This is a genomic window from Kitasatospora cineracea, assembly GCF_003751605.1.
GTDB classification, from domain to species: domain Bacteria; phylum Actinomycetota; class Actinomycetes; order Streptomycetales; family Streptomycetaceae; genus Kitasatospora; species Kitasatospora cineracea.
Genome location: NZ_RJVJ01000001.1, coordinates 4,758,216 through 4,781,211, shown reverse-complemented (window position 1 = coordinate 4,781,211; position 22,996 = coordinate 4,758,216). Strand labels below are relative to the sequence as shown.

The following is a 22,996-nucleotide window of genomic DNA, read 5'->3' as shown; positions in this document are numbered from 1 at the left end:
CCCTGGAGGAGGTGCGGATCTGGCGCACCGTGCGCACCCGGGAGCAGATCCTGGACAACCTGTTCACCCGCCTGCGCGGGGACAAGCAGGACCTGCTCGGCTACTGGACGTTCGACCGGGACTCCACCGCCGCCGCCACCACCTCGGTGCGCGACGAGGGCCTGCGCGGCAACAACCTGGCCTTCTCCCCGAAGCGGCCGCGCATCCTGCTCTCCACCGCGCCGGTGTCCACCGACACCGCCCAGGTCCGCTCGGCGCTCGCCGACGTCCGCACCCCGTTCCACGACACCGTCGCCGGCGCGCCCGCCGCCTCCGAGTACGCCGACCTCCAGTTCGACGCCAAGGGCGAGACGCTGGGCGTGCTCAAGCGCTGCTACGGCTTCGTCCGCGACGGCCGCTGGCACCTGGTCACCGGCTACAAGGTGGGCGACCTGACCACCGAGTGGGTCGGCCAGGCCCAGTTCGACCCGCAGCTGATGGGCTACATCGAGGGCGCCCCGCCGGTGCCCTCGGAGAACCTCACCGACAAGCCCGACGGCTTCCCCGCCGCCTCCTCGGTGGAGTTCACCGAGGCCGACCAGGTGGTGCACAGCCTGTCCGCCAGCAAGACCCGCAGCACCAACACCGCCTTCAACGTCTCGTTCGGCTTCGAGACCGTCGCCGACGTCATGACGGTCACCGCGCCGCTCGGTGTCGGCACCGCGAGCCCGCTGGCCGAAGGCCAGCTGCTGATGGCCGCACAGGCCGGCCTGGAGTTCTCCAACACCTGGAGCGAGGACACCACCGTCAGCCAGGGCAGGAACACCGCCCGCCGGACCAAGCTGGAGCTGACGGGGTACACCGAGGACCCCGCCAAGGTGCTGAACTCCGCCATCGGCCCCCGGTACGTGCCCGCCAACACCGGCATGGCGCTGGTGCAGTCGCAGACCGCCGACGTCTTCGCGCTGCGCCTGGCGCACACCGGCGCGCTGGTCGCCTACCGGATGCTGCCCAACCCGGACATCCCGGCGGACTGGAACATCGTCCACTTCCCGATCAACCCCCGCTACACCAAGCAGGGCACCCTGGACGGCGCGGTCGGCTTCGACGACTACGGCAAGGTCACCGACCCCGACTACCCCACCGCCACCGGCTACGGCGAGTACAGCTACTTCAAGCCGCGCGACGCGTACGCGCTGAAGCGCCGGATCACCCGCGACCAGCAGCGGCTGCAGGCCTACTACGAGTCGATCTCGACCGAAGTCGGCCACGACTCGGGCAACCCCGCGGCCGAGGCCCAGGCCAAGGCGGTGCTGCGCTCGATGGGCATGTCCGCCGAGCTGCAGAGCCCCGGCAGCCCCGGCGGCAGCGCCACCGCCACCGGCTTCTCGCACCGGGACCTGGTCAACACCTACGTCTGGACCGCCCAGGGCGGCTTCTTCGCCGAGACCACCGAGGCCACCGACGCGGTCAGCGAAACCACCTCCGGCTCGTACGACTTCACCTACTCCTACGGCGGCAGCTTCGACCTGACCTTCGGCGCCCTCGGCCTCGGCTGGGCCTTCCACCTCGACGCCTCCCGGGGCGGCGGCTTCAGCACCACCCGGGCCAAGAGCAAGGAGTCCTCCCGCAGCTTCGGCCTCGACGTCCAGTGCGCCCCGTCGAACGACCTGCAACGGCGGGACGGCAACGGCAGGCCGAAGTACGACGCCGCGGGCAAGCCCGTCCTCGTGCCGGGCAAGGTCGACGCCTACCGCTTCCTGACCTTCTACCTCGGCGAGAACAGCGCCAACTTCGACGACTTCTACCACAAGGTCGTCGACCCGACCTGGCTGCAGGGCAGCAACGCCCCCGACGCGGCCGCGCTGCGCCAGACCCGCCAGAGCTCCGCCAAGCCCCCGTGCTGGCGCGTCCTGCACCGGGTCACCTACGTCAGCCGGGTCCTCGCCCCCGTCCCGCCGCCCGGAGCGCCGCCGCTGGAGCGGGCCATGCGCACCGAGAACATCGCCAGCAACTACGAGCTGATCAAGCGCCTCGAACCGTACGTCCGCCCCGCCGCCACCAGCTCGGCCAACCTCGCCGCCGCCACCCGCGACGCCCTCGCCGCCCAGCTGCCCGAACTCCTGCCCCACGCGGCCGAGATCACCGAATACCTCGGCCACTACTTCGGAATGGCGAACTGACCTCCCGCCCGGCCCCCCGCCCGCCGGGGGGCCGGGCCGCACCACCGGTGCGCGGCCCCCGGCCGCAGCCAACTCTTACGAACCCGTGACAGGCCCCTTGTGAACAGGGAACTCCCTTTTCCCGAAGGTAATTTGAGGACCGCAGCCTCAGCCGCCCGACATCGGGCGGCCTGCACGAGCGGTGATGGGGAATTTCGTGAAGTCCGGGCTCTTTCACAAGTTTTTCGGTACGGCAGCCGTCGGTGCGGCGCTCGCGGCCGTTCTCGGAGTCGCGGCCGCTGAGCCGGCGGCCGCGTCGACGGGTCAGTGCGCTGCCGGCAAGTACTGCCAGTGGGTCGATCAGGATTACACCGGAACGTTCGGCTCCACCGGCGGAGACGTCCCGAACTTCGAGGGGATGAACGACCGGGTCACGTCCTTCTGGAACAACACGGACCACTTCGTCACCCTCTACGTCGATGCCGGTTACCAGGGTGAGTGCGTCTGGGTCGAGCCCAACGGCTGGAGTTACAACCTGCCGCTCCGCTACAACGACCAGTTCTCCTCCGTCCGCCAGTGGAAGCGCGGCGCGGGCTGCGGGTACGTCGTCACCCGGGCCGGCGCCTGGGTGCCGACCGGAGGGGCCTCGGGAGGAGCCGGCGGGACGACCGGGCCGACGCCGGGCGGGGCGGGCGATCCGCTGAACCAGATGATGAACCAGACCGGAGCGGTCCAGAACCCGTAGGACCGGAGCGGGACCGGGGTGGCGGCCTCGACCTGACCGCCGTCGCCGGTGACGGCACACCGGAACCACCTCGCGGTGGCCGAAGCCCGACCACGCCCGGTTTCCGGCTCGGCGGGCGGCGATCAGGTCGCGGTGCCACGCGTACGACGCCTTCGGGGTGCGCTGCTGCGTCTCGAAGTCGACGTGGACGAGGCCGAAGCGCCGGCTGTAGCGCTCGGCCGAGGCGAGTACGGCGTTCCCGCGCTCGGAGACCATCTCGACGGCCCCGCGGTCGACCGGGTGTGCGGAACCGCGGGTCGGCACGGTCCTCAGGCCGCCCGTTCCGAGTGCAGGGCGGTGGCCGCGCGGGCCGGGAGTGGGAGAGAATCCAGCAGCGACCGACTGGGGGATGTTCATGGCACACCGTCCGCTGCTGATGCTGGACGTCGGCGGGCCGATAGCCCCGTTCGACCGCGTCCTCCGCCCCCGGGGCTACCGGACCCACCGAGTGCCCTCGCAGACGTGGAGGCAGCGGCAGCTCGACAAGGGCGTCACCGACCCGAAGCCGCTGCGGGTCTGGCTGAACCCCACCCACGGGCCGTCCCTCCTCGCCCTGCCGTACGACCTGGTGTGGGCGACCGCCTGGCGGCACGAGGCGGACGAGCACCTGGCGCCGCTCCTCGGTCTGCCCACACTCCCTTACGTGAACTGGGAGTCGATGAACCACACGGACCCGGACGGGCTGCACTGGAAGACCCGGCAGCTGGTCTGCTGGGCCGACCAGCAGCCCTTCGCCTGGGTGGACGACGAGATCGGACCCCAGGACACCGAGTGGATCGCCGCCAACCATCCGGGCCGGGCACTCACCCTGAAGATCGACCGCCGGTACGGGCTGCGACCGGAGCACTTCACCCAACTCGCGGACTGGGCCCAGGAGATCACCCGCTGAAGCCGTGAGGCTGAACCCGGTGCCCGATGCCCGGCGCCCGGGGCCCTCCGGCAGCCCTCCGTCACGCCCCGTGCCCGGAGGGTCGCGCCACACGATGGTCACAACTCCTCCAAATCCCGTGATGGTTTAGACCATTGACCTCGCGGTCCGCGCCTCCCTAGCATCGAGCCGTCACGGCAGCCCCACGAGAGCGCCCTGACCTCACACATCCTGCTGTCTGACGCGTTCCGTCGGCCGTCCGCCCCCGCGCGGCCCGACGGTCCCGCTGCCTGCCGCGCGGCGGCACTGCGCACCGAACCACCGGACCGGAGTCGACTTGACGATCACAGCTGACGGCACCGCCGGCGTCCCCCACGACGCGGCGGAGCAGCTGTCCGTGGGACAGGAACGGCTGTGGTTCCTCGACCAGTTGGAGCCCGGGACGGCCGCCTACAACGTCCCGCTGGTGCTCCGGCTGACCGGACCGCTCGACGTCGACGCCCTCTCCGGGGCCCTGGACGCGGTGGCGGCCCGGCACGAGGTGCTGCGCAGCCGGTTCCCCGCGGTGGACGGCCGGCCACGGGTGGTCGTCGACGCGCCGGCGCCGGTGCGGTTGGGCTCGGTCGACCTGCGGGCCGACGGTGCGGACGGACGGGCGGCGGCGCTCGCGGCGCTCACCAACCGCGGCTTCGACCTGGCCGCGGGGCCGTTGCTGCGGGCCGACCTGCTGCGGACGGGCGAGGAGGAGCACCTCCTGTGCCTGGTGCTGCACCACATCGTGGCCGACGGCTGGTCGCTGGGCCTGCTGCGCACCGAACTCGCCCACCACTACGCGGCCGGACGGGGCGAAGCACGGCCCGCCCTCCCGGCCCCGACCTCCTACCGGGCGCTCGCGGCCGCCGAACGCGCCTGGCTCGACGGGCGCGAGGCGGCCCGGGCCAGGGAGTTCTGGCGCGACCGGCTGACCGGGGCGCCCGCCCTGGAACTGCCGCTGGACGCGCCCCGGACCGCCGGGGCCGGGAGCGCCGGCGACTACCGCACCCAGGTGCTGCACGGCCTCGGCCCGGAGCTCGCGGCCTTCGCCCGCGCCCACCGCGTCACCCCGTTCATGGTGCTGGCCACCGCCTACCTGGGCCTGCTGCACCGGATCACCGGGCAGGACGACTTCTGCGTCGGGGTGCCGACCGCCGCGCGCGACACCGTCGGCAGCGAGGACGCCATCGGCTACTTCTCGTCCGCCCTGGTGCTCCGGGCCGACTTCTCGACGGCGCCGACCTTCGGCGAGGCCCTGCGCCGCACCCGCTCCGAGTGGACGGGCGCCCTGACCCACCGGCGGGTCCCCTTCGAGCAGTTGGCCGAGGACCTCCGGCCGGCCCGGGACACCGGGCGCACTCCCGTCTTCCAGACCGTGCTCACCGTGCACACCCAGGACGGCGGCGCGCTCGGCGCCCAGCCCTTCGCCGACCTCACCTGCGCCGAGGTCGACGGCGGGCACCGCGCCGTCAAGTTCGAGCTCGGCATGGACGTCCGCGCCGACGGGGACGACCTGCACGTCGTCCTGGGGTACCGCTCCGACCTGCTGAGCGGCGACACGGTCGCCGCGACCGGCCGCCGGTTCGAGGCCCTGCTGCGCGGTGCGCTGGCCCGTCCCGACACGCCCGTGCACCGCCTGCCCCTGCTGGACGCCGAGGACCTCGCCCGGCTGGCCGGGGCGGGCCGCGGCCCGGACCTGCCCGCGGCCTCCTGCGTGCTCCCGGCCATCGACCGGGCGGCGGCGGCCCGTCCCGACGCCACCGCGGTCGTCGGCCCGGACGGGTCCCTCACCCGCGGCGCGCTGGCCGCCGCGTCCCGGGCCCTGGCGGTCCGGCTCGCGGCGCACGGCGTCGGCCGCGGCGACCTGGTCGCGCTCTGCCTGCCGCGGGGCCCGGAGGCGGTGGTCGCCATGCTGGCCGCCTGGCGCCTGGGCGCCGGGTACCTGCCGCTGGACCCGGCCTACCCGCCCGCCCGGCTGTCCTTCGCGCTGGCCGACAGCGGGGCCGTCCTGCTGCTCACGGCGGACGGTGGCGCACCGGAGGGGGTGGAGGTGCGGGTGCCGGTGCTGTCCGCCGCCTGGGACGGCCCCGCCACCGTCCCGGAACCGCTGCCCGGGCCTCGACCCGACGACCCGGCGTACCTGATCTACACCTCCGGGTCGACCGGCCTGCCGAAGGGCGTGCTCGTGCCGCACCGGGCGCTGGCCGCCCGCGTGGCCTGGATGGTCGACGGTTACGGGATCGGCGAGGACGACCGCGTCCTGCAGTACGCCACGCTCGCCTTCGACACCAGTGCCGAGGAGCTCTTCCCCGCGCTCGCCGCCGGGGCCGTCCTGGTGACGGCCCGGCCCGGCGCCGCGCTCCCGGACCAGCTGGCCGAGCCGTACGCCGCCGGTGTCACCGTCCTGGACCTGCCGACCCCCTACTGGCACCACCTGGTCGCCGACCTGGACGAGACCCCGTGGCCGGAGCGGCTGCGGCTGCTGGTCCTGGGGGCCGACCAGGTCCGCCCGGACGCGGTCGCCGCCTGGCGGGCCCGGTTCGGGGACCGGGTGCGGGTGGTCAACTCCTACGGCCCCACCGAGACGACGGTCATCGCGACCACCTGGGAGCTGGGCGCGGCCGACGGGCGGGCGCGCCCGCCGATCGGCCGGCCGATCGGCGCGACCACCGCGGCCGTCCTGGACCGGTACGGCGCCCCGGTGCCGCCCGGCACCCCGGGCGAACTGGTGCTCGGCGGCGTCGGGGTGACGCACGGTTACCTCGGCCGTTCCGGGGCCACCGCGCGGTCCTTCGTCCCCGACCCGGACGGCCCGCCGGGCGCCCGCCGCTACCGCACCGGCGACCTGGTCCGGTACCGCGCCGACGGCGCCCTGGAGTTCCTCGGACGCATCGACGACCAGCTGAAGGTCCGCGGCTACCGGATCGAGCCCGGCGAGGTCGAGGCGGCCCTGCTCGGGTGTCCGGGCGTCGCGCACGCCGCCGTCACCGCGCACGGCGACGTCCTCGCCGCCTACACCGTCCCGCGTCCGGGCGGCCCGGCCCCCGCCCCGGACGCGCTGCGCGCCGCGCTCGCCGCCGTCCTGCCGCCGCACGCCGTCCCGCACGCGTTCGTGGTGCTCGACGCGCTGCCGCTCACCCCCAACGGGAAGCTGGACCGCCGGGCGCTGCCCGTCCCGTCCCCCGGCACCGCGCCGTCGGCGGCGCACGTGCCGCCGCGCACGGAGGCCGAGGAACTGGTCGCCGAGGTCTGGCAGGAGGTGCTCGGCGTCGACGGGGTCGGCGCCCACGACGACTTCTTCGACCTCGGCGGGCACTCGCTGCTCGCCACCCGGGTGATCGCCCGGCTGCGGGCCGCGGTCGACCTCGCCGTCCCGCTCCGGACGCTGTTCACCCACCGCACCGTGGCGGCCTTCGCCGAGGCCGTCGAGGCCGCGCTCGCCGCCGAGATCGACGCCCTGTCCGACGCCGCCGCCGAAGAACTCCTGGCCGCCCAGGACGCCCTGGAAGGACCCCGCCCGACCCCATGAGCACCGCCGACAGAACCGTCCCGGCCGGGCCCTCCCCGGCCGCCGCGCCCCCGTCCGCGGGGGCGGCGCTCTCCGACCCCAAGCGGGAACTCCTGCGCCGCCGGCTCGCCGCCCGCAACCGGCCCCGGACGGCCGCGGTGCCCCGGCGGGAGCCCGGGACGCCCGTGCCGCTCTCCTTCGCCCAGGAACGCCTGTGGTTCATGGAGCAGTTCGCGCCCGGCACCTCCGCGTACAACATCCCGGTCGTCCGGCGGCTGCGCGGCCCGCTCGACGCCGAGCTGCTGCGGGCCGCGGTGGACACCAGCGTCGCCCGGCACGAGACGCTGCGCTCCCGCTACCCGGCGACCGAGGACGGGCGCCCGCTGCTGGTCGTCGACCCGCCCGCCCCGACGCCGGTGCCCGTGGTCGCGGCCGCCGACGAGCGCGCCGCCGAGCGCCTGGTGGACGAGGCCGCCGCCGTCCCCTTCGACCTGGAGGAGGGCCCGCTGCTGCGGGTGCTGCTGGTCCGGCTGGCGGCGGACGACCACGTCCTGCTGATCGTCGTGCACCACAGCGTCGGCGACGGCTGGTCGAGCGAGGTCCTGCTCGGCGAGGTCCTGCTCGGGTACGCCGCCCGGGCGGCCGGCGCGCCCGACCCGCTGCCCGAACTGCCGGTGCAGTACGGGGACTTCGCCCTGTGGCAGCGCGAGCGGCTGAGCGGTGACCGGCTCGCCGCGGAACTCGCCCACTGGCGGCGCGAACTCGCCGGCGTCGAACCGCTGCAACTGGCCTTCTCCCGGCCCCGCCCCCCGCGCCAGACCTTCGAGGGCGCGGGCTACGGCTTCGCGGTGGACCGGCCGCTGCTCGACCGGCTGTCCGCCCTCGCCGCCCGGCACGACGCCACGCCGTACATGGTGCTGCTCGCCGCGTTCCAGCTCCTGCTGGCCCGCTACGGCGGCCACCGCGACTTCGCCGTCGGCTCGCCGGTCGCCGGCCGCCCGGAGCCCGAACTGGAGCCGCTCGTCGGCATGTTCGTGAACGTGCTCGCGCTGCCCGCCCGGCTGGGGGGCGACCCGACCTTCGGCGAACTGGTCGACCGCACCCGCGAGACCTGCCTGGAGGCCTACGCGCACCAGGAGCTGCCGTTCGCCCACCTGGTCAGCGAGCTCAACGTGGCCCGGGACGCCTCCCGGCCGCCGGTCTTCCAGGCCGTGCTCGCCGTCCAGAACTACGCCACCCAGCGCGCCGCGGCCATGGAACTGCCCTTCGGCGTCGAGCCGTTCGGGGTCCGGGCCAGCGGCACCCGGTTCGACGTCGAGCTGTTCCTCCAGGAGTGGCCGGACGGCCTGCGCGGCTCGTTCAACTACAACACCGACCTGTTCGCCGAGCCGGACGTCGCGGCCCTGGCCGCCCACTTCGACCGGCTGCTGCGGGCCGTCGCCGCCCACCCCGACACACCCCTGTCCGCGCTCGACACCCTCACCCCGGCCGAACTCGCCTTCGAGACCGAGCAGTTCAACGACACCGCGGTCGACCGCCCCGCCACCACGCTGACCGCCCTGGTCGCCGAGCAGACCGGCCGGACGCCGGACGCCGTGGCCGTCGCCGTCGAGGGGCGCCCCGCGCTCACCTACCGCGAACTCGACGCCCTGTCAGGGCGGATCGCGGCCCGGCTCGCCGCCGAGGGCGTCGGCCCCGGCAGCCTGGTCGCGGTGAGCGCCGAGCGCTCGCCGGAACTCGTCGCCGCGCTGCTCGGCGTGCTGCGCTCCGGCGCCGCCTACACGCCGGTCGAGCCGGACCACCCGGCCGAGCGGCGCGCCCTGCTGCTCGCGGACAGCGGCGCCACCGTCCTGCTCACCCAGCGGGGCCTGCCGACCCCGCTCGGCTGCACCGCCCGGGTGCTGCTGCTCGACGACCCGGCGGAGTGGCCCCGGGCCCGCAGCCTGCCCGCCGGGCCGCAGCCGGACGACACCGCGTACCTGATCTACACCTCCGGCTCCACCGGCACCCCCAAGGGCGTGCCCAACACCCACCGGGCCATCGCCAACCGCCTCCGGTGGATGCAGGACGCCTACCGCCTGGGCCCCGACGACGCCGTCCTGCAGAAGACCCCGACCGGCTTCGACGTCTCCGTCTGGGAGTTCTTCTGGCCGCTGACCGCCGGGGCCCGGATCGTGCTGGCCCGGCCGGGCGGGCAGAAGGACAGCGGCTACCTCCGCGACCTCGTCGTCTCGGCGGGCGTCACCGTCGCCCACTTCGTCCCCGCGATGCTCACCGCGTTCCTCGCCGAGGACGGCGTCGAACGCTGCACCACGCTGCGCCGGGTGGTGTGCAGCGGCGAGGCACTGCCGCCCGACGCCGCCCGCGAGCTGCTCGCCCGGCTGCCCGGGCTGGCGCTGGCCAACCTGTACGGGCCGACCGAGGCCGCCGTCGACGTCTCCGCCTGGGAGTGCGCCGGGCCGCTGGAGAGCGTGCCGATCGGCCTGCCCATCCACAACACCCGGCTGTACGTGCTCGACGAGCGGCTGCGCCCGGTGCCGCCCGGCGCCCCCGGGGAGCTGCACATCGGCGGCACCGCCGTCGCCCTCGGCTACCACCGGCGCGCCGGGCTCACCGCCGCCCGGTTCGTCCCCGACCCGTGGGGCCCGCCCGGTTCCCGCCTCTACCGGACCGGGGACCTGGCCCGCCGCCGCGCAGACGGCACCCTCGAACACCTCGGGCGGATCGACCAGCAGGTCAAGCTCCGCGGCATGCGGATCGAGCCCGGCGAGACCGAGGCCGCGCTCCGCGCCCGGCCGGGCGTCGCCGACGCCGCCGTGGTGCTGCGCGAGGACCGCCCCGGCGACCAGCGGCTGGTCGGCTACCTGGTGCTCGCCGCCGGCGCCGAGGAGCCCGACCACGCGGCGCTGCGGACGGCGCTGCGGCGCAGCCTCCCCGAGCACCAGGTGCCGACGGCCTTCACCGCGGTGCCCGCCCTCCCGCTCACCCCCAACGGGAAGCTGGACCGGCGCGCCCTGCCGGTGCCGCTGGTCCAACGCTCGGCGCAGGCCGCCGAACCCGCGACGGCGGCCGAGCGGGTGCTCGCCGAGATCTGGGCGGAGGTCCTCGGCCTGCCCTCGGTCGGTGCCGACGAGAGCTTCTTCGACCTGGGCGGCCACTCGCTGCTGGCCACCCAGGTGGTCGCCAAGGCCCGCAGGCGGCTGGCCGCGGTGGAGGCCCGGCCGATCAGCGTGATGGACCTGTTCACCCACCGCACCGTCCGCGAGCTGGCCGCCGTCGCGGACCGGGCCGACGGCGACCGCGCCCCGCGCGGCCTGCTGCACCGGCTCACCCCGGCGGTGCCGGCCGACCGGCGCCGGCTCACCCTGGTGTGCGTCCCGTACGGCGGCGGCAGCGCCGTCGTCTACCAGCCCGTCGCCGACGCGCTGCCCCCCGACACCGAACTGTGGGCGGTGGCCGTCCCCGGCCACGACCTCGGGGTGACCGAGGAGCACCTGGCCTTCGACGAGCTCGCGGCCAGGATCGCCGCCGAGGTCCGCGAGCGCGTCGAGGGCCCGCTCGTCGTGTACGGCCACTGCGCGGTCGGCACGGCGCTCGCCGTCTGCGTGGCCCGCCTGCTGGAGGCGTCCGGCCGCGAACTGGAGGGCGTCTACGCCGGCGCCCAGTTCCCGTTCGCCCGGCCGCGCAGCCGGGTGCTCTCCGCGCTCGGCAAGGTCGCCTCGCTCGAACCGCTGGTCGGCGACCGCACGTACGCCAACTGGCTGACCGGCATGGGCGTCGACACCTCCGAACTGGACGAGGAGCAGGTCCGGTTCGTGGTGGGCAACATGCGCCGGGACACGAAGGCGGCCGAGGACTGGTTCACCCGGGCCATCGCCGAGGTCGCCGACGGCGCGCCCCGGCTGCGGGCGCCGCTGGTCTCCCTGGTCGGCGACCGCGACCCGGCGGCCGACTTCTACCAGGAGCGCTACCGCGAGTGGCTGCTGCTGGCCGAGCGCTCCGCCGTGGCCGTGCTCGACGAGGGCGGGCACTTCTTCATCACCTACCGCGCGGCCGAGGTCGCCGCCGCCGTCACCGGCGTGCACCGCGCCGTCACCGACGGGACGACCGGCGCGCTGCCCGCGCCGGGCCCCGAGAACTCCTGGTGGTTCCACGCCGAGACCGGACCCCCCGCCGAAACGGCCGCCGAAACGACCGCCGGGACCGGCGCCGCGGCGGGCGACGGCCCGCAGCCCAGCATGCGGCGCTTCCTGCTGGTGGCCGGCGGCCAACTGGTGTCCATCACCGGCTCGGCGCTCACCGAGTTCGCCCTGCCGATCTGGATCCTGCTGCAGACCGGCTCGATGACCCGCTACGCCCTGTACGCGGTCGTCGCGATGCTCCCGGGCATCCTGGTCGGCCCGCTCGCCGGGGCCGTCGTCGACCGGCTGGACCGCCGCGCGGTGATGCTCGGCGGCGACCTGGCCGCCGCCGCCACCCAGGCCGCGCTGCTGGGGCTGCTGCTGGCCGGCCGGCTGCAGTCCTGGGAGGTGTACGCGCTGCTCGGCGTCCTCTCCGTCGCCCTGACCTTCCAGCGGCTCGCCTACGCCTCCGCCGTCCCGCAGCTCGTCCCCAAGCAGTACCTGGGGCATGCCAACGGGATCGTCCAACTCGCCTTCGGGACCGCCCAGTTCGTCGTTCCGCTGGGTGCGGTGGCGCTGCTCGCCGCGATCGGGCTGCGCGGCATCCTGGTGATCGACGTGGTCAGCTACGCGCTCGCCGTCGGCGTCCTGCTCGCGGTCCGCTTCCCGCGCACGCTGCCCTGGACGCGGCGCGAGTCGCTGGTCACCGAGATCCGCAACGGCTTCGCCCACACCTGGCGCCACCGCGGCTTCCGGGCGATGCTCCTGTGGTTCGCCGGCCTGAACGTCTTCCTGTCGCCGCTGTTCCTCCTCACCACCCCCCTGGTGCTCGCCTTCGGCGACCTGGGGGCGGCCGCCCGGGTCGCGGTGGCGGGCGGCGCCGGCGCACTGCTCGGCGGGGTGGTCATGGGGTTCTGGGGCGGGCCGCGCCGCCACCGGCTGCGCGGGATGCTGGCCCTGGCGGGCGTGCTGGCCGCGGCCGGCGCCGTCACCGGGCTGCGCCCGAACCTGTGGGTGGTCGGGGCCGGGGCGTTCGGCATGTCGTTCGCCCTGTCGCTGGTCAACGGCGTCTACGCGACGATCGTCCAGACGAAGGTCGCGCAGCGCTTCCACGGCCGGGTGTTCGCCCTGAACACCCTGATCGCCTGGTCCACCCTCCCGCTGGGCCACGGGGTCGTCGCCCCGCTGGGCTCCGCCGTGTTCGGCCCGCTGATGGAGCCCGGCGGCGCGCTCGCCCCGGTGTTCGGCCCGATCGTCGGCACCGGCCCGGGCCGCGGCATCGCCCTGATGTACGTGCTGTTCGGCCTCGCCATGATGGCGCTGGTCGCCCTCGGACTGCGGCTCCCGGCCCTGGCCCGCTTCGACCGCGACGTGCCCGACGCCGAACCGGACGACCTGGTCGGCCTGCGCGAACGGGCCCGGACCGCCGCGGCCCGGCGGGCCGAAGGGGGCGCCGCGTGAGCGCGCCCCGCACCCTGCCGGCCGCTCCCCCGGCCCCGGCCACCCTGCCCGCCCTGCTCGCCCACCGGGCCGCGGCGCACGGGGAGCGGACCGCGATCGTCAACGGCGAGCGGCGCCTGGGCTTCGCCGACTGGCAGCGGCGCAGCGGCACGCTGGCCGCCGTCCTGCGCGCGGCCGGCCTGGCCACCGGGGACCGGGTCGGCCTGTGCTACGGCACCGGCGGCTGGACGGAGTTCGCGGTGGCGTTCCTCGCGGTGCTGCGGGCGGGCGGGGTCGCCGTGCCGTTCTCCGACCGGACGCCGCCCGCCGGGGTCGGCCACCTGCTGGCCGACTCCGGGGCGCGCTTCCTGCTGCACGGACCCGCCGGGGCTCCGGCGGGGGTGCCGGCGGGGGTTCAGACGCTCACCGAGGGAACCGACTCCGGCCCGGACGGCCCGGACCCCGACCTGCCCGACCCGGAACCGTCGGCGCCCGCCCAGATCCTGTACACCTCCGGCACCACCGGAACCCCCAAGGGCGTCACCGCCTCCCACGCGAACCTCGCGCACGGCTGCACGCTCGACGAGCGCCGCCGGCCGCTGCGCCACTCGGCCGCGTTCCTGCACACCTTCCCGGTCGGCACCAACGCGGGCCAGACCATGCTGGTCAACGCCCTGAACGCGCACGCCCGTTGCGTGGCCGCGCCGCAGTTCACCCCGGCCCGGTTCCTGCGCCTGATCCCCGAGCACGAGGTCGGCAGCGTGTTCCTGGTGCCCGCCACGGCGATCGAGATCCTCGCCTCCCCCGCGCTGGCCGCGGCCGCCGGGAGCGGGGCCCTGGACGGCGTCCGCCTGGTCGGCTCCACCGCCGCGGCGCTGCCGCAGCCCGTGGCGCTCGGCCTGAGCCGGGCCTTCGCCAAGGCCCAGATCGTCAACTACTACACGTCCACGGAGGCCGCCCCGGCCCAGGTCACCCTGCTGTTCGACCCCGCCCGCCCGCAGTCGCCCGGCCGCCCCGCCTCGCTGGCCGACCTGCGCGTCACCGACGGCGCGGGCCGCCCGGTGCCGCCGGGCGAGGCGGGCGAGCTGTGGCTGCGCTCGCCCTCCGCGCCGCGCGGCTACCTCGGCGAGCGGGACGAGGAGACCTTCCGGGGACGGTGGACCCGGATGGGCGACCTCGGCCGGGTCGACGAGGACGGTTTCCTGCACCTCCTCGACCGGGAGCGCGACGTCGTCAAGTCCGGTGCCCACAAGGTCTCCACCCTCCAGGTCGAGGACGCGCTGCACGCCCACCCGCTGGTCGCCGACGCGGCGGCCGTCGGCGTCCCGCACCCCGTCCTGGGCAGCGTGGTGGCGGCGTTCGTCGTGCCCGCCGGGGAGCTGACCCCGGCCGCCCTGCGCACCTTCCTGCTGGACCGGCTCGCCGTCCACGAACTCCCCGCCACCGTGCACTTCCGCGACGCCCTGCCCCGCAACGAGGCCGGAAAGGTCCTCAAGCGGGAACTGCGCCGCACCCTCGACCCCGACACCCCTGAGGCCGCCCCGTGACCCTCCCGACCTCCCCCGCCCAGCACGGCGTGCGGCTCACCGAGCACGCGCTGGACACCGGCTCCGCCTACCACCTGGCCGTCGCCGTCGAGCTGACCGGCCCGCTGGACGTCCCGGCCCTGGAGCGGGCGTGCGCCGCCGTCACCGCCCACCACCCGGCCCTGCGCAGCGTCCCGGCGCTGGACGGCGGCGCCGGCCGGACGGTCGCGGTGCCCGCGCCGCGCCTCGTCGCATCCGCCGCCGGGGAGCTGGACGCGCGGCTCGCCGAGGAGCGCGCGGCGCCCTTCGACCTGCTGGCCGGGCCGCTGTGCCGGTTCGCGCTGCTGAGCACCGGGCCGGAGCGGCACGTCCTGCTGTTCACCGCCCACCACCTGGTGTTCGACGGCGAGTCCAAGGAGCGGCTGGTCAGTGACCTCGCCGCGGCCTACCGGGGCGATCCGCTCCCACCGGTGCCCGCCGCGGTGCACCCGGCCGCGGACCCCGCGCCGGAGGACCTGGCGGACGCCCGCGCGCTGTGGGCCGGCCACGGGCCCGACCCGGTGGCGCCCGTCCTGCCCGGCCTCGTCCCGCCGGCCGACGGCGGCGTGCTGCCCGCGCCCGGCGCCGAGACCTCCTTCGTCCTCGACGGGCGGCGCAGCGCGGCCCTCGCGGAGACGGCGCGCCGGATCGGCGTCACCCGCTTCGAGCTGCTCACCGCGGCCTGGCACGCCCTGCTCGTCCGCTACGGCGACCCCGCCCCCACCACCGCCGTCGAGCTGTCGCTGCGCCCGCCGGGCGCGCCGGTGGCGGTCGGCCTGGCCGTCAACGAGCTGCCGTTGCGGGTCGCCGCCGCGGGCGCCGCCGGGCTGCCGTTCGCGGACTGGGCGCGCTCGGTCCGGGCCGGTCTGCGGGCGGTGTACCGGCACCGGGCGACGCCCTTCGGCCGGATCGTGCGGGGCCTGACCCCCCGGACGGCGCTCGCCCCGCTGTCGGTCAGCTACCGGCGCCGCCCGGCCGCCGCCGCGCCGGACTTCGGTCCGGTCGCCGCCGAGGTGCGGTGGACCGGCTTCGCGGGCACGGCGCGCAACCTGCTCCACCTCCAACTGGTGGACTGCGGCGAGGAGGTGCTCGGCAGCCTCCAGTACCGCCGCTCGGCGCTGGCGCCGGGCACCGCCGAGCGGATCGTCGCGCACTGGACGCGGCTGCTCGACGGGGCGCTGGCCGACCCCGGCGCGACGCTCGGCGCGCTGCCGCTGCTCGGCCCGGACGAGCTGCGGGAGCAGGTCGCGGCGCCGGTGGCGCGCACCGGTGCGGCCCTGGCGACCGTCACCGAGCAGTTCTTCGCCCGCGCGGCCGAACGGCCGGACGCGGTCGCCGTCGTCGCCGCGGGCACCGCCCTGACCTACGGCGCCCTCGCCGAGCGGGTGGAGCACGCGGCGGCGGCGCTCGTCCGGCACGGTGCCGGGCCGGGGACGCTGGTCGGCATCGAGCTGCCCCGGGGCCTGGACCAGCTGGTCGCGGTGCTCGCCGCGCTGGCCGCCGGGGCCGCCTACCTGCCGCTCGACCCCGGCTACCCGGCGGAGCGGCTGGCCTTCGTCCGCGCGGACGCCGCCCCCGCCCTGCGGATCACCCGGACGCCGCAGGGACCCGGCGACCTGGCCCCGGCGGACCTCACCGCCGCGGGCGGGCGCCCGCCGCTGCCCGCGCCGGACCTCGCGCTGCCCGCCTACGTGCTGTACACCTCCGGTTCCACCGGCCGTCCCAAGGGCGTCGAGGTGCCGCACGCGGCGCTGGCCAACGTGCTGGCGGCCCTGCGGGAGCGGCTCGGCTCCCGGGCCGGGGACCGCTGGCTCGGGCTCACCTCGCTGTCGTTCGACATCTCCGCCGTCGAACTGTTCCTGCCGCTCACCACCGACGGCCGGGTCGTCCTCGTCGCGGAGGAGGAGCACCGCGACGGCCCGGCCCTGCTCAAGCTGCTGCACGACGAGCGGGTCACCCACGTGCAGGCCACGCCCAGCGGCTGGCGGCTGCTGCTGGACGCCGGGCTCCCCGGCCCGGTGCCGGGCCTCACCGCGCTCACCGGCGGCGAGGCCCTGCCCGCCCCGCTGGCCGCCGAGCTCACCGCGGCCACCGCGCGGCTGGTGAACGTGTACGGGCCGACCGAGACGACGATCTGGTCCACGCTGGCCGAGCCCGCCGTCACCGGCGCCGGCATGGTCTCCCTCGGCGACCCGCTGGCCGGCACCGGCGTGTACCTGCTGGACGCCGGTCTGCGGCCGGTGCCGTACGGCGTCGCGGGCGAGCTGTACCTCGGCGGGGCGGGGGTGGCGCACGGCTACCTGGGCCGCCCGGGCCTGACCGCGGGCCGGTTCCTGCCCGACCCGTACGGGCCCCCCGGCAGCCGGATGTACCGGACCGGGGACCTGGTGCGGCGCGGCCCGGGCGGCGCGCTGGAGTACCTCGGCCGCGGCGACGGCCAGGTGAAGCTGCGCGGCCACCGGATCGAACTCGGCGAGGTCGAGGCCCGGTTGGCCGGCCACCCGGGCGTGGCGCGGGCGGCCGTGGCCGTGCACGGCCCGGAGGGGGACCGCCGCCTCACCGCCTACGTCGTCCCGGCCGGGCCGGCCCCCGCCCCGGAGGAGCTGCGCGCGCACCTGGCCGGCGTGCTGCCCGCCGCCGTCCTGCCCGGCGCGTACGTCGTCCTCGACGCCTTCCCGCTGACCCCCAACGGGAAGCTGGACCGGGCCGCGCTGCCGGAGCCGGAGCCGGTCCGCCCCGAGCGGCCGGACGGCGCGGGCGGCACCGGCGCGGACGGCACCGGCGCGGACGGCACCGGCGCGGACGGCACCGACGCGGTGGTCCTCGACATCTGGCGCGAGGTCCTCGGCCTGGACGACCTGGGGCCCGACGAGGACCTCTTCGACCTCGGCGGGCACTCGCTGACGATCACGGCCATCGCCGCCCGGATCCGCCACCGCCTCGGCGTCGACGTCCCGCTGGACGTCTTCTTCGACACCCCCACCGCACGGGACGTCGCAGCCGCCGTCCGTGCCCTCCGAGAGGAATGACCCGTGACCCGTGAGATCCGCTACCGCGTCGTCGTCAACGACGAGGAGCAGCACGCCCTGTGGCCGGACGGCACCGACCTGCCGGCCGGCTGGCGGCCCGAGGGGTTCGCCGGTTCCGAGGAGGAGTGCACGGCGCACGTCGACCTGGTCTGGCCGGACATCCGGCCGCTCTCGGTGCGCCGCCGCCTGGACGCCGGGGCGGACGCCCGGTGAGCGCCCCCGCCACTCCCCCGTTCCCGTCCCCTTCCGTGGACGCCGCCGCGTCGCTGCGGCTGCGCGTCGCCGAGTCGGTGGCCCGGGCCTGCGACGGCGCCGTCGGCGCGGCGGAGGTGCTGGCCTCCACCGAGTCGCTCGCCGCGCTCGGGGTCGGTTCGCTCGCCCTGCTGCGCCTGGCGGACGCGGTGGAGGACGAGTTCGGGGTCCTGCTCGACCTCGGCGACGGGGCGCTGCACACGGACGGGTTCGACGGGCTCGTCGCGCAGCTGCTGCGGCTCGGCGCGGCGGAGCCGCGGTGAGCCCCGTGGCCGGGGCGGCGGTGCGGGACGACGTCCTCGCCGTCCCCTTCGTCGGGGGCGGCCGCGGGACGGCGCCGCTCACCTGGGGGCAGCGCGCCATCTGGCACGCGATCGGCCGGACGGCGCCGAACGACCACTACTTCAACCTCGGCCGGGTGCTGCCGCTCGCCGACCGGGGCGCCCCGGTGGACGCCGCGCGCCTGGTGGACGCGCTGACCGCCCTGGTGCTGCGGCACGAGGCCCTGCGGACCCGGCTGGCGGAGCTGCCCGACGGCTCCCCCGGCCAGCGGCTGCACGGGGAGGGCCGGCTCGACCTGGTCGTCCGCGACGAGCCCGACCCCGACCGGGCCGGACGGACGGCCGAGGAGCTGCTGGCGGAACTGTCCGGGCAGCGCTTCGGGTACGCGGACGAGTGGCCGGTGCGGCTGGGGGCGGTCCGCCACGCCGGGCGGATCACCCACGCCGTCCTCGCCCTGTGCCACCTGGCGTCCGACGGGCACGGCGCGGAGGTCCTGGTGCGCGACCTGCGGCTGCTGGTGCGCCGCGGCTCGGCCGGGCCGGTCAGCCCGCGGACGCCGCTGGACCTGGCCCGCCGCCAGGCCGGGGAGGCGGGGCGGCGGTCCGGCCAGGCCGCGCTGGCGCACTGGGAGCGGGGCCTCGCGCAGGCCCCGCCGACGATGTTCGCCGCCCCGGTCGCGGCGCCGCGCTCGCCCGCGTTCTGGACCGGCCGGCTGGTCTCGGCGGCCCTGCCCCGGGCCGTGGACGCGCTGGCCGCCCGCCACGGCGTGAGCGGGTCGTCGGTGCTGCTGACCGCGGCGGCCGCCCTGGTCGCCGCCGGCCAGGGGCACCGGGTGGCGGCCGTCATGCCGATCGCCGGGAACCGGGCCGCGGCGGACCGCCGCACCATGGTCAGCACGCTGTCGCAGGACGCCCTGGTGGTGCTGCCGCTGCCGGACGACCCGGCGGGGACCGCGGTCTTCACCGACCTGCTCCCCGGCGCGTTCGCCGCGTCCCTGGCCGGATACCGGGCCGCGTCCTACGACCCGGCGGAGTGGGACGCGCTGCTGGAGCGGATGGCGCGGGAGCGCGGCACGGAGGTCCACCCGTACTGCTGCTTCAACGACATGCGGCTGACCGAGCGGAGCGCCGCCCCGGGCGGCGCTCCGGACGCCGGGGAGCTGGCGCGGCTGCGCGGGCGCACCGTCCTCGACTTCCCGGCCACCCAGGAGCGGGTGGCCTGCCGGTACTGCCTGCACCTGACCGGCGACGACGCCGAGTTGACCGTGACCCTGACCGCCGACACCGCGTACCTGCCGCCGGAGGCGATCCACGCGCACCTGCGCGCCCTGGAGGAGGTGGTGGTCGCCTCGGCCGCCGGTGCGCCGCCGCGGCTGGCCGACCTGGGCGGGCTGCTCGACCCGTCGCGGGCCCGCACGTGACGGCCGCGCCCGTCCCGCGGCCGGTCGTCGGCGCGGACGCCACGTCCTGCGCGCAGGGCGGCCGGATCCGCTGCCGGACGGCGGCCGGCGACGGCGGTCCGCTGACCGGCCGGGTGGTCGTCACCGACGTCGTGGCGGACCGCACGGTGCTCGTCGCGCGGGTGCGCGGCGCCGTCCACGACCTGGACGTGCCCGCGGCGTGGCCGAGTTCGCTGTACCGGGCGAGCTTCCACGACCACCGGCCCGAAGTGCCGCGGCCCGAGCGGGACGCCGAGCACGAGGTGTGGTTCGCGGTGCGGGCCGCGCGCCCGGGCGCCGCCTCCCCGGTCCTGGTGAGCGTCCCGTTCCCCACCTGGCGCGCCTACCACCGGGCCGGCGAGCCGGGCCGGAGCCTCTACTACTCGGAGCAGCCCGCGCGCGCGGCCCGCGTCCCGCTCGACGCGCCCGGCGGGGGCCCGCCGCCGGAGCGGTGGGAGGAGCCGCTGCTGCGCTGGCTGCACCGGACCGGGCGCCCGGTCGAGTACTGCTCGGGCTTCGACCTGGACGACGGCGCGGAACTCCTCGCGGCCTACCGGCTGCTGGTGGTGAACGGCCACGACGAGTACTGGACGGCGGGCATGCGGGACGGCGTCGAGGGGTTCGTCCGCCGGGGCGGCAACCTCGCGGTCTTCGCGGGCAACACCGCCTGGTGGCAGTTCCGGCTGGAGGACGGCGGCCGCACCATGGTCTGCCACCGCGACGCCGCGACGGACCCGCTCGCCGCCACCGACCCGTCCCGGACGACGGTGGAGTGGTCGAGCTCGCCGGTCGACCGCCCCGAGAACGCGATGACGGGCGTGAGCTTCCGCCGGGGCGCGGGGGCGTGGGGCGAGGGCATGGCGGTGATGGGCCGCGAGGCCTACACGGTGCGCTTCGCGGACCACTGGGTCTTCGAGGGGACCGGCCTGGCGGACGGGGACGCCTTCGCCCGGGGCGCGCTGGGCTACGAGACGGACGCGGCCGAACTCGACTGGTCGCTCGGCGTGCCGCGGGCCACCGGGCGGGACGGGACGCCGCACTCCTTCGCCGTCCTGGCCACCGCCGACCTGGGGCACTGGCGCGCCTACGGGCAGGGCGGGTGGGCGACCATGGGGACCATGCGGCTCGGGGCGGGGTCGGTGTTCAACGCCGCCACCATCAACTGGGGCCGGGCGCTGGACGATCCGGCGGTGGCCCGGGTGACCCGCAACGTCCTCGACCGGTTCTCCGAGCCGCCCGCGCCCCGCTGGGACGCGGTCGGACCGGCGCCCGGGCTCCGGGCGCTCGCCGCCTGCGAGGGCCTGCTCTTCGCCGTGGCCCGGGACGGGACGACCCTGCTGCACCGCGAACCGTCCGAGCAGAACCTGCCGTGGACGCCCTGCCCGCCCTCCCCCGGGAGCCCGGACCACCGGCTGCGCTGCCTCACCGCCCCCCGCGAGGCCTGCCACCCGCTGCCGCTGGCGCTCCTGGCCGTGACCGGGGACGACCGGCTGGTGCACCGCGCGCCCGTCGCCGGTGCGGCGCCGTGGATCGACGCCGGGCCCGTTCCCCGCGGCACGACGGCGCTCGCGATGTGCGACAACACGCTCTTCGCGGTCACCGCGCACGACGACACCCTGCACCACCGCCCGGCCCACCTCCCCGGGACGGCGTGGACCGCGCTGGGGCCGGCCGGCGGCGCGACCGCGCTCGCCGTCCTGCACGCCCGGCTGCACGCCGTCACCCCCGGCGGGCTGCTCACCCGCCCCCCGGTCCTCACCGGGGCGCCGTTCGCGCCCTTCGCCACGCCGGTGGCCGTCCCCCCGGCCGCCGGACCGCTGACCGCGCACGCCGGACGGCTGCTGCTGGCAACGGGCGACGGACGGCTGCTCGGCCATCCGGGCAGCATGCCGGCCGGATCCGCCCGGGAGGACGGCCGGGCCGGTCAGCGCACGACGCGGTAGCGGCAGCGGGGGACGCGGGAGCCCAGGAGGCGGACCGCGACCGGTTCGAGGGCGACGCGGCGCCCGCTGCGGCGGCCTCGGAAACCTCGCTCGCGCGCCGCGGCTCGGCGCTCTCCTGCTCCGACTGCCGGATCCGCACGGCCTCGCTGCCCTCCCTCACAGGACGGCCGCTACGAGGCAACCGACTTCGCCCGCTGGGCCGCGATCAGGTCGCGGTACCACGCGTACGACGCCTTCGGGGTCCGCTGCTGGGTGGCGAAGTCGACGTGGACGAGGCCGAAGCGCTCGCCGTATCCCTCTCCCCATTCGAAATTGTCGAGCAGCGACCATGTGCAGTAGCCGCGGACGTCGATGCCGTCGGCGGTGGCGCGGGCGAGGGCGTCGAGGTGGCCGGCCAGGTAGTCGATGCGAGGAGTGTCGTCGAGGGCGGCGTCGGTGGAGCAGCCGTTCTCGGTGACGGTGATTGGGGGCAGCGCGTCGCCGTAGCGCCCGCGCAGGGTGAGCAGGAGTTCGTACAGGCCCTCGGGAACGACCGGCCAGCCGAAGTGGGTGCGCGGGACGCCTTCGATCGGCGCTTCGGCGAACGGCAGGCCCGGGTCGGTGGGGGCGGCGATCCGGGTCGGGTTGTAGTAGTTGACGCCCAGTCCGTCCAGGCCGGGGGCGGAGATCAGGTCGAGGTCACCGTCCCGGACGGCGCCGTGCAGGTCCGGGCCGGCGCCGTACGCGGACAGGTCGGGGTAGCGGCCCAGCAGCAGGGGGTCGGTGAACAGCCGGTTGTGCAGCGCGTCGTACGCCTCGGCGGCGGCCCGGTCCTCGGGGGCGTCGCTCGCGGGCCGTACCGGGGTCAGGTTGTTGGCGATCAGAACGTCGAGGCCGCGGCCGCGCAGTTCGGCGGCGGCCAGGCCGTGGGCGAGGAGCTGGTGGTGGGCGGCGGGCAGGGCGTCGAGCATCAGGGTGCGGCCGGGGGCGTGGATGCCGAGGGCGTAGCCGTACACCATGTGCACGAACGGCTCGTTGAGGGTGATCCAGGCCGGGACGCGGTCGCCGAGGCGGTCGGCGGCCAGCGCCGCGTACTCGGCGAAGCGGTGGGCGGTGTCGCGGTTGAGCCAGCCGCCGGTGTCCTCCAGGGCCTGCGGGAGGTCCCAGTGGAAGAGGGTGGGCAGCGGGGTGATCCCGGCATCGAGGAGGCCGTCGACCAGGCGTTCGTAGAAGTCGAGCCCGGCGGGGTTGGCGGGACCGCGGCCGGTGGGCTGGACGCGGGTCCAGGCGAGCGAGAACCGGTAGGTGTCCAGGCCGAGTTCGCGCATCAGGGCGACGTCCTCGGGCCAGCGGTGGTAGTGGTCGCAGGCGACCCGCCCGCTGTCGCCGTTCTTCACCGCGCCGGGGCGTTCGCAGAAGGTGTCCCAGATCGAGCGTCCCCGGCCGTCCTCGTCCACCGCGCCCTCGATCTGGTAGGCGGCGGTGGAGACGCCCCAGCGGAACCCGGCGGGCAGGTCGTGGCGGTCCGTCATGGCGGCCCCCTTGCGCTCGGTAATATGAGGACTGCTCACATTAGGGAGTCCGGCTGCCCGGCGCCAGACCCGGACCCGATC

General features: G+C 76.4%; 12 protein-coding genes and 1 pseudogene. 11 read left to right on the top strand and 2 right to left on the bottom strand.

Translation table 11 applies throughout. The features are described 5' to 3' along the window. The first annotated feature begins 11 nt into the window (after positions 1 to 11). Both EDD39_RS21650 and EDD39_RS21645 read left to right on the top strand, forming a co-directional pair. On the top strand, positions 12 to 2,162 hold the full coding sequence (locus EDD39_RS21650; RefSeq protein WP_123558439.1) for a hypothetical protein: 2,151 nt from the start codon (positions 12 to 14) through the stop codon (positions 2,160 to 2,162). A 184-nt stretch (positions 2,163 to 2,346) separates the two neighbouring features. Further along, positions 2,347 to 2,886 (top strand): peptidase inhibitor family I36 protein, encoded by a 540-nt coding sequence (locus EDD39_RS21645; protein ID WP_123558437.1) that lies wholly within the window; start codon positions 2,347 to 2,349, stop codon positions 2,884 to 2,886. Between the two features lie 108 nt (positions 2,887 to 2,994). Here the strand turns inward: EDD39_RS21645 and EDD39_RS41145 are convergent. Further along, positions 2,995 to 3,105 (bottom strand): annotated as a pseudogene (locus tag EDD39_RS41145) (family 1 glycosylhydrolase); the annotation flags it as partial. 175 nt (positions 3,106 to 3,280) lie between these two features. On the opposite strand from EDD39_RS41145, the gene EDD39_RS21635 reads away from it, so the two are divergent. The 9 genes from EDD39_RS21635 to EDD39_RS21595 all read left to right on the top strand — a co-directional run bounded on the left by EDD39_RS21635 (position 3,281) and on the right by EDD39_RS21595 (position 21,404). Beyond that, positions 3,281 to 3,814 carry a hypothetical protein gene (locus EDD39_RS21635; protein ID WP_123560712.1) on the top strand — a complete coding sequence of 178 codons (534 nt, stop codon included), beginning with the start codon at positions 3,281 to 3,283 and terminating at the stop codon, positions 3,812 to 3,814. Between the two features lie 316 nt (positions 3,815 to 4,130). Then, positions 4,131 to 7,355: a non-ribosomal peptide synthetase gene (locus EDD39_RS21630; protein ID WP_123558435.1), complete on the top strand. Its 3,225-nt coding sequence runs from the start codon at positions 4,131 to 4,133 to the stop codon at positions 7,353 to 7,355. After that, positions 7,352 to 12,916, top strand: coding sequence for a non-ribosomal peptide synthetase/MFS transporter (locus tag EDD39_RS21625; protein WP_123558433.1), 5,565 nt, complete (start codon positions 7,352 to 7,354; stop codon positions 12,914 to 12,916). The genes EDD39_RS21630 and EDD39_RS21625 overlap by 4 nt, the downstream gene beginning before the upstream one ends. Continuing rightward, on the top strand, positions 12,913 to 14,442 hold the full coding sequence (locus tag EDD39_RS21620) for a class I adenylate-forming enzyme family protein (RefSeq protein WP_244256894.1): 1,530 nt from the start codon (positions 12,913 to 12,915) through the stop codon (positions 14,440 to 14,442). The genes EDD39_RS21625 and EDD39_RS21620 overlap by 4 nt, the downstream gene beginning before the upstream one ends. Then, on the top strand, positions 14,439 to 17,489 hold the full coding sequence (locus EDD39_RS21615; RefSeq protein WP_123558431.1) for a non-ribosomal peptide synthetase: 3,051 nt from the start codon (positions 14,439 to 14,441) through the stop codon (positions 17,487 to 17,489). Before EDD39_RS21620 ends, EDD39_RS21615 begins: the two co-directional genes overlap by 4 nt. Positions 17,490 to 17,492: 3 nt before the next feature. Beyond that, the gene (locus EDD39_RS21610) at positions 17,493 to 17,702 is read left to right on the top strand and encodes an MbtH family protein (protein ID WP_123558428.1); all 210 of its coding nucleotides are present in this window, start codon (positions 17,493 to 17,495) and stop codon (positions 17,700 to 17,702) included. Between the two features lie 35 nt (positions 17,703 to 17,737). After that, on the top strand, positions 17,738 to 18,004 hold the full coding sequence (locus EDD39_RS21605) for a phosphopantetheine-binding protein (protein WP_123558426.1): 267 nt from the start codon (positions 17,738 to 17,740) through the stop codon (positions 18,002 to 18,004). Next, on the top strand, positions 18,001 to 19,443 hold the full coding sequence (locus EDD39_RS21600; RefSeq protein ID WP_425269715.1) for a condensation domain-containing protein: 1,443 nt from the start codon (positions 18,001 to 18,003) through the stop codon (positions 19,441 to 19,443). Before EDD39_RS21605 ends, EDD39_RS21600 begins: the two co-directional genes overlap by 4 nt. Next, positions 19,440 to 21,404 (top strand): N,N-dimethylformamidase beta subunit family domain-containing protein, encoded by a 1,965-nt coding sequence (locus EDD39_RS21595; RefSeq protein WP_123558424.1) that lies wholly within the window; start codon positions 19,440 to 19,442, stop codon positions 21,402 to 21,404. The genes EDD39_RS21600 and EDD39_RS21595 overlap by 4 nt, the downstream gene beginning before the upstream one ends. A 170-nt stretch (positions 21,405 to 21,574) precedes the next feature. Here EDD39_RS21595 and EDD39_RS21590 read toward each other — a convergent pair whose 3' ends face one another. Then, a complete protein-coding gene (locus EDD39_RS21590; protein ID WP_123558422.1) occupies positions 21,575 to 22,915 on the bottom strand; it encodes a GH1 family beta-glucosidase in 1,341 nt (446 codons plus the stop codon). Between the last annotated feature and the right edge of the window lie 81 nt (positions 22,916 to 22,996).

Bases quoted from the DNA above. Each gene is read 5' to 3' on its own strand.
- EDD39_RS21625 (WP_123558433.1), top strand. From the start codon at position 7,352: ATGAGCACCGCCGACAGAACCGTCCCGGCCGGGCCCTCCCCGGCCGCC.
- EDD39_RS21645 (WP_123558437.1), top strand. From the start codon at position 2,347: ATGGGGAATTTCGTGAAGTCCGGGCTCTTTCACAAGTTTTTCGGTACG.
- EDD39_RS21590 (WP_123558422.1), bottom strand. From the start codon at position 22,915: ATGACGGACCGCCACGACCTGCCCGCCGGGTTCCGCTGGGGCGTCTCC.
- EDD39_RS21635 (WP_123560712.1), top strand. From the start codon at position 3,281: ATGGCACACCGTCCGCTGCTGATGCTGGACGTCGGCGGGCCGATAGCC.